Source organism: Bradyrhizobium arachidis (assembly GCF_015291705.1).
GTDB lineage: Bacteria > Pseudomonadota > Alphaproteobacteria > Rhizobiales > Xanthobacteraceae > Bradyrhizobium > Bradyrhizobium arachidis.
This window is the reverse complement of sequence record NZ_CP030050.1, coordinates 7290779-7301852: the sequence shown is the minus strand read 5'-3', so window position 1 is coordinate 7301852 and position 11074 is coordinate 7290779. Positions and strand designations below refer to the sequence as shown.

The following is an 11074-nucleotide window of genomic DNA, read 5'->3' as shown; positions in this document are numbered from 1 at the left end:
TCGCGGGGACCCGGGAGGAGGAGGGTGCGAGCCGGCGCAAGTGCTACGCGGCGGCGCTCGTGATCCAATCCCCATCGGCCGAAGGACGGCGTCGCGGCAGCGCTTCGACCTCGAAGCGCTGGTTCTTGCTCGCAAGGCGCCAGCGTGCCGGAGACTGGCCGCTGATGCGCTTGAACACGGTCGAGAAATGCGCCTGCGTGCTGAAGCCCACGGCGAGTGCGATCTCGGCCAGCGGCCGTCCGGTCGTCGCGAGCAGCGTCTTCGCGTGCTCGATCCGGTATTTGAGCAGATATTCGCGAGGACGATAGCCGGTCGCGGCGCGGAATTGTGCCGCAAAGTGCATCCTGGACAGGCCGGCGACATTGGCGAGCTCGGACAGGCTGATGCAGCGGTCGAAATGATCGGCGATGTATTGCTCGACCCGACGCAACCGCCATTTCGGCAAGGCATTGACCCGCGCGCGCGGCAATTCCAGCCGGGTCAGATGCATCGCGAGGGTCTGGCCGATGCAGAAGGTGAATTGGTGGTCGGCGGCATCGCCACGTTCGATCAGCGCCTTGGCAAGCTCGGCTGCGAGCGGGTCGCGCAGCAGCACCAGATCGTTCAGTCCCTCGGCCGCGGCGAGTTGCGCCGGAAAATGGTCCGCGGAGATGTGGAAGTGCAGGAAGGCGCACGGCGACTGGAATTGCACGGCGAGGGGTTTTGATGGCGCGGTGACATACAGCGTGCCCTCGGGCATGGTGCCGTCGAAAACGACCTGGCGGTCCCGGGTCAATTTCGCGCGTGTGGACTTGAGGGCGATGGCGACGAAATAGCAATCCTCGGGCGTCGTCGCCTGATGCGAGGAGGTGCTTCGCGCCTCTTCCCATCGCGAGATCGTGATGTCCGCGATGTCGGCCTGCGGACTGCGGACGACCTGACGCCATTGGCTTTCCCGGGCGATAGCCTCTGTGGCTCGGGACATCTCGTGATCCCGCGAGCGGATCGGAAAATCAATCGAGCCGTGCGCCGCGTGCAAATTGATCGACATCGTTGGTCCTCTCCTGGCTCTGCCGCTCTTGCAACGACGGGCGAGCGCGCAAACCCATTCCTTTTCATGCTGGGAGAATAGGCGCGACTTGGCCAGGAAGCCCGTTAGGGGTGATTAGGATGTGTTAGTTTTTGTGCGTGCTCACTGGGTGCGACAGCCCGCCGCAGTAGCTCTGATTGCGCTCAGTTTTTCAGACAATTGCGTGGATGCCTCGTCATGGGACAGCGCAGCGATAGTCGCGCGGCGATCGATGCGGCCCGGCACGGCCTAACCGAACAGCCATGCCGGACCAAACTGGATGAGCACGAGAAGGACAACGACGAGGAGAGCCGTCGCGGCAAGCAACCTGCGCATGCTTCGTCTCCCGTTGCTGCGGACCTCGCGGGCGTCATGGCTAACTTGCGGCCGCCACGTCCAGGATAGCGTCGGCAAAGGCCTTCGGTGCCTCCTGCGGGAGGTTGTGGCCGATGCCGCCCTTGATGGTCCGGTGCGAATAGTGCCCCGAGAACTTCTTGGCATAGGCCGACGGCTCCGGATGCGGCGCGCCGTTGGCGTCTCCCTCCATGGTGATGGTGGGCACGGTGATCACGGGCGCCTGCGCCAGCTGCGCCTCGTAGGCGTCGTATTTCGCCTCGCCCTCGGCGAGGCCGAGCCGCCAGCGGTAATTGTGGATGACGATCGCGACGTGATCCGGATTGTCGAAGGCCTTGGCGCTGCGCTCGAAGGTGGCATCGTCGAAATGCCATTGCGGCGAAGCGAGCTGCCAGATCAGCTTCGAGAAGTCGCGCCGGTACTTGTCATAGCCTTCGCGGCCGCGCTCGGTCGCGAAATAGAACTGATACCACCATTGCAGCTCCGCCTTCGGCGGCAGCGGCATCTTGCCGGCCTGCTGGCTGCCGATCAGATAGCCGCTGACCGAGACCATCGCCTTGACGCGCTCCGGCCAGAGCGCCGCGACGATGTTGGCGGTCCGCGCGCCCCAATCGAAGCCGGCAAGCGTGGCCTTTTCGATCTTGAGTGCGTCCATCAGCGCGACGATGTCGGTTGCGATCGCCGCCGGCTGGCCGTTCCGCATCGTCGCGTTGGACAAGAAGCGCGTGCTGCCGTAGCCGCGCAGATAGGGGACGATCACGCGACGCCCGGCCGCCGCGAGCATCGGTGCGACGTCGACGAAAGCGTAGATGTCGTAAGGCCAGCCGTGCAGCAGGATCACGGGCGGCCCGTCGGCCGGCCCCGCTTCGGCATAGCCGACGTTGAGGAGGCCGGCGTCGATTTGCTTCAGCGATGCGAAGCTCGTGTTGGCTCCCGGCTTGATGGCGCCGGCGGACTTCGCCGGCTTCGCCGTCTCCGCGGCGGCCGTCGCGGTCAGCGAAAGCTGCGCTGCCGCGAAGGTCATGGCCGCGCCGGCGAAGAACTGGCGGCGTTCACGGTCGATCTTGTCGGACATGTCGATCTCCTCTCGTCCTTGTCTTGCAGGACGTGCGGCCGTTCGCCGTGCTGTTGGTACCGGCTGTCGCCGCCGCTACTCGAACACGGCGTCGAAAATCTCGACGTCCATCAGTACGGGCTTTGCGATCACGCTTCCGTCAGGGCGCAGCGCCTGCGCGCGTCGAAGCGTCGGCACCACGATGCCGCCAAAACTGTCATGCGCCCAGGAGTAATGCGCGACCTTCGTTCCAAAAAGATCGTGATCGGTCCGCCGCTGCAGCGCGTTCTCGTCGAAATAGAAGATCTGCTCGGGCGCGAGCGTGATCAAATGCGGGGGGAATTGCGCCCGTAGCCGCCGCCACGTCTCGGTGTTCTCGCGCCATGGCGCAAGCTCTTCGGTGACGACATCGGGATGGGCGAGCAGGAACGGATTGGTCAGGTAGTTCCAGATCGCGACGCCGCAGAAGAAGACGAGGTGCAACTCGTCGGCGAGCGCAGGGGAGCCGACCTCGGGAAACGCAAGGCTCGGATTGCGCCAGGTCCGCAGCACCTCGCCGTCCACGCTCTCGATCGTGATCGCATCGGGCTGAAAGGTGCCGGAATGTTCGCCCCCGGTGATGCCGGTGAAGCGGACCGATTGCGTGCGGGTCGAGCCTTCCGCGGTCACGTCCTTGAATTCCCTGGCATGCCCAGCGCTGGTGAACAGCGTGCCGCCGACGGAAAGGTGGAGCGTGAACCGGTCCAGGCTGTTCCAGTGGGCCATGCCGCCGCAGGCATCGATTGCATCGTCAAGAAGCGCCATATCCCGTCATGTCCGCCGTGAAGCGGCACCACCATGGCGGGGCGCATGCGGCTTGGCATGTTAGAAGTTGTTAGGAGTTGCGAGCGCTTGGGATGGCAGTATCTCGTTGAAGACGCTCTCAATTCAGCGTGTTCAGCAATCCCTTTGCGGCGACCAGATCGCGGCTCTGAAGACCCTCTTGATATTGCGCGACGAGCGGGGCGAGCAGGGCGCGTGCTTCGCCTGCTTTTCCGGCCCGCTGCCAGATACGGCCGAGGCTGATCGCGCCGCGGAGCTCCCAGCCGAGCGCGCATTGCCGCCGCGCCAGATCGAGCGATCTGCGCAGATAGCTCTCGGCCTCTGCCGGATTGCCCGACCGCGCCAGGATCTCGCCCTTGACCCTGAGCATCTCCGGCATGTCGAACGACTCGCCGTGATCGGGGACCTGACCGATGGCCTCATTGATGGTCTGCAAGGCCTCTTCGGACAGGTCTTGCGCGGCGAGACCCTCGGCGAGCGCGGTCGCGAACACCGTCGTCATGATCCGGTGCCGTGTCACGTACAGCGTCGCCTGGCTGCGGCGGAGGTGCTCGATTCCCGCAGCAACCTCGCCGCGGCGCAGCATCAGCTCGCCCTTCTGGCCGATGCCGACCGCGTGATAGGGACCGAGGAAGTGCCGCGCCGAATGGTCGATCAGCCGCTCGATCAGGATCTCGGCATTGGCGAAGTCACCAACCCAGAGAAACACGTAGATCGTCCAGACCAGGGAGATGCCGAGCGTCAGCGGCTGTTCGAGCAGCTCGGCCTCGCGCACGGTGTATTCGGCCGCCTCGATCGCGCGATCGGGCCGGCCGGTGAGCCACAGCCCGCGTGCCAGCGCCACCAGCGCGACGATGCGGTCGTCATAGCCGAGATGGCCGATATTCAGCCGCTGCGAGCCGGGATTGTGCAGCATCGCGCTTTGGCAGAACTGCACGGCCTTGTCTTGGTTGCCGATCAGATGATGCGCGACGCCCAGCATCCATTCGACGTTCAGCGTCGCGGCGGGATCGTTCAGCTTGCGCGCGACGCTCTCGCCCTGTTCGCCGGTCCCGAGCGCGCCGTGAAAATCTCCGACCCTGGTCAGGTAAATGTGCAAGCCGCGCAGCAGCCAGAGCTGCCAATGCAGATCCCCGAGCTCCCGTGCCAGCTTGAGGCTGCGCGTGAATGCTGCCCGGACCGCGTCGGTATTGCCTTGCGTGAACATCACGGAGACGCCAAGCGCAGCCTGCAGCGTCATCTCCTGGCGGTTGTCCATCGTGCCCGTGTCGAGCGCCTGCTGGGTCCAGCGATAGCACTCCGTCAGCAATGTCAGCTCGAGGAAGAACTGGGCTGCGGAGGCCGCCAGATCCACGCCGATCGTCCGGTCGCCGCCATCCGAGAAGCTCCAGGTCAGCGCGGCCCGGACATTGGGCAGGTGGTCGGCATAGGGAAGGAAGCCGCCTGCCGTCTGCATGCCCGTGGACTTGAGCGCGATGTCGCGCAGGAAGTCGCGGAAATATTCGGCGTGGGCACGCGCGACGCGGGTCGCTTCGCCGTTCTCGACAAGCTTGTCGCCGACGAAGGTGCGGGTGGTGTCGAGCAGGCGATAGCGCAGCCGCCGCTCCGCCGGCGAGGTCGCGATCAGGGATTTGGAGAGCAGGTTCGAGATCGCCTCGGCGGCTTCAGACTCGCTGATGCCCTGGCTGCATGCGACGGCCAGCGCAGCCTCCAGCGTGAAGGGGCCGACGAACACCGACAGTGCGCGCAGCGCCGCGCTTTCGGTCGGCGGCAGCAGATCGTAGCTCCAGGCCAGCGCGGCGCTCAGGGTCTGGTGCCGCGGGATCGCGGTGCGCCGTCCGCGCCACAAGAGCGAGAAGCGGTTGTCGAGCAGCGAGGCGGTCCCGGCGATGCCGTAGGCGTTGACGCGTCCGGCCGCGAGCTCGATCGCGAGCGCGATGCCGTCCAGCCGCCGGCAGATATCGGCGACGAGCGGGGCGTCCTCCTCGCTGAGCTCGAAGTCACCCAGGCTCTCGGCGATGCGCTCCACGAAGAGCTGGCTTGCGGGATAAGCAAGGATGTCGGCGATGCCGAGCCCGTCGCGCTGTGGCGGGCAATCCAGCGGAAACAGCCGATGAACGCGTTCGCCTTCGGTGCGAAACGACTCGCGGCTGGTGGCAAGAACATGCAGCTCGCCCGCCTCGCGGATCATGCGCTCGGCCAAGGGCGCCAGTTCATCGATGATGTGTTCGCAGCTGTCGAACACCAGCAGCATCCGCCGGCTGCGCAGGAACGTCAGCAAGCCAGGCATCGGGTCGTCGGAATTGACGGTCAGGCCGAGCGCGGCCGCAATCGTCCCGGGAACGAGCCGCGCATCGGTCAGCGCGCCGAAATCCACGAAGCTCACCCGGCCGTCGAAAGCCTGGAGCTCGCCATGCGCCACGGCGAGCGCGACCGAAGTCTTGCCGATCCCGCCGGGGCCGACGATGGTGACGAAGCGATGCTGGGCGAGCTCGGCGGAAATCCGCTCCACCGCCTCGTCCCGCCCGATCATCTTCGCAAGCTGCGCGGGAAGTGCGTGAGGAGCGGGGACCGCCGGGCTCGGCCGCCGCTCCGGAGTTTCGGACCGCTGCAGCGGAGCCGCGAAGCAATAGCCGCGTCCGGGCACGTTGACGACATAGCGCGAGCCTTCGCCGGCATCCCCTAAGGCCTTGCGCAGCGTCGTGATGTGGAAGCGCAGACTGCCCTCGTCGACATTCACGTCGGCCCAGACGCGCTTGATCAACTCCCGCTTGTCCACGACCTCGCCGGCGCGCTCGGCGAGAAAAATCAGGATGTCGAGCGCGCGGCCGCCGAGGTGAAGCGGCGCGCCGTCCTTCTCCAGAAGGCGAGACTTGGCGAACAGGCGGAATGGCCCGAAGGCAATAGCCGAATCCTGGTCGCTAATGTTCGGCACGGGCCGTCGATTCCAGTGAAAGAGCTGACATCTGCGCTTTGGTCTAGCAGAACGAGGTCGTCAGTAAACTAACCGAAAGTGGCGAAATCGCGCGGCAATCTGTCAGCCGATCTGTGGCAAATTTTGCTTAAACGCGAGCGGCTTACCGCGCGGTCTGCGACGATTCGTCAGCCTGCTTGACCGTGCAGAGGACAGCTTCGCTGCCACTCTCTGTTTGCAGCCGATCATAACAGAATCTTGCAACGTCTAACGAGCAATGCGCGCAGACTGCATCCAGTATGGCCTCCGAGTTCAGCACTACGTCAAACGGGGAGGCTATGATGTCCGGTATCGGCGCTCGACCGAACGACCACGTTGTTCGACCTGAATTCGTAGCCAGTCTCGACGATCAGTTGCGCGATTGGGAACTCGTGCTGCGGGAATCCCACCATCGGATGAAGAACACGCTGACGCTGCTGGGCGCGTCAGTCCGTCGCGATTTCACGCGGGCAGGGCCAAGGGACGTCTCGGTTGCGTTGGACCGGTTCGAGCGGCGCATCGTCGCCTTCGGCAGGCTTTATCAGCTGCTGTCCGACAACGACGATCCCGCGCCGGTTTCGATCGGGGTCTTCTTCGAGAATTTGTGCGGAGCGCTCTCCGAGGCGGTGCTGGCGCCTGCGGGCATCCGCTGCGAGGCTGCGATCGCGAGCGGCACGCTGTCGGCGTCTCAATGCCATCGGCTCGCGCTGATGTTGACGGAGCTGGTGACGAATGCGGCAAAGCATGCCTTCCCGAACAAGAAGGGTGCGTTGATCCGCATCGACATGGCGCGGCACGACGGCGCCTGGCTCTGTACCGTCGCCGACAACGGCATCGGTGCGACCGGTCCGCTTCAGGGCACCGGCAGCCGCATCCTCGAGGGGCTTGCACGCAGCGTCCAGGCGCGGCTGCATGGCGAGACGGGACAGGGCGGCACGCGGGTAACCATCGTGATGCCGGCGGCCGCCTGAAAAACCATCTCTCTCTTCGCAATCGCTGCACCTCACACCTGGGAGTTCCACATGGCCACACTCGATATCAACCGCGACGCCGCCTCCAAGCCCTCGACATCGCGCAGCGTCGATCTGAAGCTCGAGGTCATCGTCATCCCCGTGTCCGACGTCGATCGTGCCAAGGCGTTCTACACGCGTCTCGGCTGGCGATTGGACGCAGACTTTACATCCGGCGACGACTGGCGGGTGATCCAGTTCACGCCGCCAGGTTCGGCCTGTTCGGTGATCTTCGGCCGGAACGTCACGTCCGCGGCGCCCGGCTCGATGCGTGGCCTGTACCTGATCGTCGCCGATCTGGAGGCGGCCCGACAGGATCTGCTCGACCGCGGCATCGCGGTCAGCGCACCGTTCCACGGCGGCGGCGATGTTCACGCCGGGCTGGACGAGCCGTATCTGTTCGGCAGCGTTCGGGTCAGCGGCGCTGACCCGAAGCACGGCAGCTATAGCTCGTTCGCCTCGTTCAGCGATCCCGACGGCAATGGCTGGTTGTTCCAGGAAGTGACGTCGCGGCTGCCTGGACGCATCGAAGGAGGCAGCACGACATTCGCCTCGACGGCCGAGCTCGCGGCAACATTGCGCCGCGCGGCGGCGGCGCATGGCGAGCACGAGAAGCGGACCGGCGGGCATGACGAGAACTGGGCGGATTGGTACGCCGACTACATCGTCCGCGAGCAAGCCGGCCAGCCGCTGCCGTCTTGAGCATGCGTCGCAAAGAAGAAGCGCAAGTGGTCGGCACGCCGCTCGCTTTGTTCTGCATCGGAACCGCTGCGGCGCTCGACCGGTTGGAACGGCCGCAGGCGGTCACGCCGATGTCGCCTCCACCGGTACGGAGCGCCGGTGCTTGAAAACAAACAAGGAGAACCGAGATGATCCGCAAGGCAAAAGCAGTCTGGAAGGGCACTGGTCGCGACGGCACCGGCCATCTCTCGAGCGAATCCGGCGTGCTCACTGATACGCCCTATTCGTTCAAGACCCGCTTCGAGAACGAGAAGGGCACCAATCCCGAGGAATTGATCGCGGCGGCCCATGCCGGCTGCTTCACCATGGCGCTGGCCTTCGGACTGCAGATGGCCGGCTTCACGCCGGACGAGCTGTCGACGGAAGCCGCCATCACGCTGGAGCCGGAAGGCAAGGGTTTCAAGATCAGCAAGTCGGCGCTCACCCTGCGGGCCAAGGTGCCGAATCTGGACGAGGCAGGATTTGCCAAGATTGCCGGCGAGGCCGAGAAGAACTGTCCGGTGTCGAAAGTGCTCAACGCCGCGGTCACGCTGGACGCCAAGCTGGGCTAGCCGCAGGCCTTCAACGCTTGTCCATCCGGTTTTGAGGAACCGGGTGGACATAGGCGAACGGCCCGCCTTTCGGACGGGCAGCCGAATGCATATGATAAGACAGATGCAGGGCGATCAATCGGGAGCGGAGAGATGACGACGGAGCGTGCAGTTTTGGCCGGAGGCTGTTTCTGGGGCATGCAGGATCTGATCCGCAAGCAACCGGGCGTGATCTCGACCCGAGTTGGCTACACCGGTGGGCACGTCAAGAACGCCACCTATCGCAACCACGAAGGCCACGCCGAAGCGATCGAGATCAACTTCGATCCGGCCAAGACCAGCTTCCGGACCATGCTGGAGTTCTTCTTCCAGATTCACGATCCCACCACGCTCAACCGTCAGGGCAACGATCTCGGCACGAGCTACCGCTCGGCGATCTTCTACACCAGCGACGAGCAGAAGCGGGTCGCCGAGGACACCATTGCCGACGTCGAGGCGTCGGGCCTGTGGCCGGGCAAGGTTGTCACCGAGGTCGCGCCGGCGCGCGAGTTCTGGGAAGCCGAGCCGGAGCATCAGGATTATCTCGAACGTTATCCCGATGGCTACACCTGCCACTTCATCCGGCCCAACTGGAAGCTGCCGCGGCGCGCGGCTGCCGTGGGCGGCTAGATCTACTCCGACGGCAGGCGCGAGAAGCGGAAATTGCAGTGGCTCGCGCCGCCGGCCAGCGTTTGCGTCCGTTCCAGGCGGATCCCTCGCGTCGCATACGCGTCGAAATCAAGCCCGCAAATGTTGGGCAGGATGTCCTTGTCGCCATGGCGAGCGGCAAATTTGCAGAAGCCGCAAGCCTTGTAGTTGATGCCGAATTCAAACTTGTCACCCGGGCCGGGCTCGACGAAATCGTAGACGAAATCTTCCGGAAATGCGTCCTGGTGGCTTGCGTTCGTGCTTTTTGCAGCCTGCTCGCGCAGCAAGGCCTGGTTCTCTGACGACATAAATTGGCGCCCCGAAGCGAGACGTTCCGCTTCGGGGACGGTGAGCAATTGCGCCTTGTAGGTTTCGCGCTCGATCTCGCCGATCACGGGCAGCGGTACACCATGCCGCCGCAGCACCCGGCTGATCGCCATGAAGCCCATCAGGCGCATGAAGAAGTCGCTCATGCGGCTCGCCGTGCCGCCCACATAAGGCATCTGGGTGAGCACGATCTCGAATTCGTCCATCACCTCTCGTCTGATCGCGTGGATGTCGGAGACATGCGCGCGCTCGCAGAGCATCGCTTCGGCAAGGTCGAGGCGATGGCGCATGGCGGCCTCCATGGCGTTGCGATGCTGCGCGTAAAAGGGATGGACGGTCTCAGCCATTGGACACCTGACAAGTTTGGCTCATCGCAAAGTCGGCGAAGCCGGTTTCATTCCGCCGCGATTGCCTCGATCTCCAGCAGCCATTTGCTGTTGACGGTCTGGGCGATCACGACCGTCACCGCGGGCTGATGGTCGCCGAGCATCGCGCGGCGAATGGTGCGGTTGGTCACGAGCTGAGCCCGGTCAGTCAGGAACGTGGTGACCTTGACCAGATGCTCGACGCCAAGGCCGGCGGCGGCGAGCACCTCCTTGACGTTGCGCCAGGCCTGCTCGCATTGCGCCTCGAATCCTTCAGGCACGGAGCCGTCGGATCTCTCGGGCACCTGGCCGCTGATGAACAACAGGCGGCGATGCTGCGTCAGTTCAAGTCCCATGCAGTAGCCGCCGGCGGGAGGGTAGACCGTTGCGGGATTGTGGCTGACGATATGAGGTAGGGGCATAGGGTTTCTCCGGATTGCGGCGTAACCGTACCCGGCGACATCGCCGCGGCGCAAAGCATCATTGCTGCGGTTCAGCGCAAGAAAATCTATTGCAAGGCCGGCGCCTATCAGTGTCAAACTTGCGGTGCGATGACCTACGCCCTTCCACCACTCAACGCGCTTCGCGCCTTCGAAGCCGCCGCACGGCATCTCAGCTTCAAGCTGGCCGCGCACGAGCTGCATGTGACGCCCGCCGCCGTGGGGCAGCAGGTGAAAGCGCTGGAGGCACGCCTCGGCGTGCAGCTGTTCGAGCGGCTGCATAAGCAGCTGATCCTCACTGCGGCCGGGCAGGCCTATCTGCCCGGGGTGTCCGAAGGCTTTCGCCACATTGCCGAGGCAACCTCGCAATTGAAGCCGTCAGGTGCAGTGTTGTTGCAATTGGGCGTCCATGCCAGCTTCGACCTGCGCCGGCTCGATCTGGCGGCGTTTCGCAGCGCGCATGCCGACATCGGCTTGCGCGTGCTGCAGCCCGCCGGCCTGCACGAGCTGGTCGAGGGCAAGGTCGACCTCTTGATCGCCCGCGGTCTCGGTCATCATCCGGGCTATCGCGGTGACCGCGTCGATGAGGGATCCGGCCTGGGAGACTGGCTGATCGCGCCCGAAGGCACCGCGGATTGTCCTGAAATCGTCAGCTTCCGCGCGTGGCTGCGCGCTGTGATCGCGCAGAGCCCGCACACAAACCGCCGCCCTCGACTGGTCGGCGGTGTCGGAATTTGAGGCGC

General features: G+C 64.7%; 11 protein-coding genes. 5 read left to right on the top strand and 6 right to left on the bottom strand.

Annotation, left to right across the window (positions count from 1 at the left end):
* Nucleotides 1–43: 43 nt before the first annotated feature.
* From WN72_RS34350 to WN72_RS34335, 4 genes are all read right to left on the bottom strand, one after another.
* Nucleotides 44–1030, bottom strand: coding sequence for a helix-turn-helix domain-containing protein (locus WN72_RS34350; protein ID WP_092216107.1), 987 nt, complete (start codon nt 1028–1030; stop codon nt 44–46).
* Nucleotides 1031–1424: 394 nt separating this feature from the next.
* Complete coding sequence (locus WN72_RS34345) at nt 1425–2477, bottom strand: alpha/beta fold hydrolase (protein WP_027564580.1); 1053 nt, start codon at nt 2475–2477, stop codon at nt 1425–1427.
* A gap of 75 nt (nt 2478–2552) precedes the next feature.
* Nucleotides 2553–3260, bottom strand: a complete 708-nt coding sequence (locus WN72_RS34340; protein WP_027564579.1) for a hypothetical protein — start codon at nt 3258–3260, stop codon at nt 2553–2555.
* Nucleotides 3261–3378: 118 nt separating this feature from the next.
* A complete protein-coding gene (locus tag WN72_RS34335; protein ID WP_092216106.1) occupies nt 3379–6213 on the bottom strand; it encodes an ATP-binding protein in 2835 nt (944 codons plus the stop codon).
* A gap of 320 nt (nt 6214–6533) precedes the next feature.
* Between WN72_RS34335 and WN72_RS34330 the strand changes: the two genes are divergently transcribed.
* From WN72_RS34330 to msrA, 4 genes are all read left to right on the top strand, one after another.
* Nucleotides 6534–7202 (top strand): sensor histidine kinase, encoded by a 669-nt coding sequence (locus WN72_RS34330; RefSeq protein WP_027564577.1) that lies wholly within the window; start codon nt 6534–6536, stop codon nt 7200–7202.
* Nucleotides 7203–7253: 51 nt separating this feature from the next.
* Complete coding sequence (locus WN72_RS34325; protein ID WP_027564576.1) at nt 7254–7943, top strand: VOC family protein; 690 nt, start codon at nt 7254–7256, stop codon at nt 7941–7943.
* Between the two features lie 167 nt (nt 7944–8110).
* Nucleotides 8111–8533, top strand: a complete 423-nt coding sequence (locus WN72_RS34320; RefSeq protein WP_027564575.1) for an OsmC family protein — start codon at nt 8111–8113, stop codon at nt 8531–8533.
* Between the two features lie 132 nt (nt 8534–8665).
* Nucleotides 8666–9181: a peptide-methionine (S)-S-oxide reductase MsrA gene (gene msrA, locus WN72_RS34315; RefSeq protein ID WP_027564574.1), complete on the top strand. Its 516-nt coding sequence runs from the start codon at nt 8666–8668 to the stop codon at nt 9179–9181.
* A gap of 2 nt (nt 9182–9183) precedes the next feature.
* Here msrA and WN72_RS34310 read toward each other — a convergent pair whose 3' ends face one another.
* Nucleotides 9184–9873: an L-2-amino-thiazoline-4-carboxylic acid hydrolase gene (locus WN72_RS34310; RefSeq protein ID WP_027564573.1), complete on the bottom strand. Its 690-nt coding sequence runs from the start codon at nt 9871–9873 to the stop codon at nt 9184–9186.
* Nucleotides 9874–9920: 47 nt separating this feature from the next.
* On the bottom strand, nt 9921–10313 hold the full coding sequence (locus WN72_RS34305; RefSeq protein WP_027564572.1) for a RidA family protein: 393 nt from the start codon (nt 10311–10313) through the stop codon (nt 9921–9923).
* A gap of 129 nt (nt 10314–10442) precedes the next feature.
* Here WN72_RS34305 and WN72_RS34300 point away from each other — a divergent pair, with 129 nt between their 5' ends.
* Nucleotides 10443–11069, top strand: coding sequence for a LysR family transcriptional regulator (locus WN72_RS34300; RefSeq protein WP_092216105.1), 627 nt, complete (start codon nt 10443–10445; stop codon nt 11067–11069).
* The last annotated feature ends 5 nt before the right edge of the window (nt 11070–11074 follow it).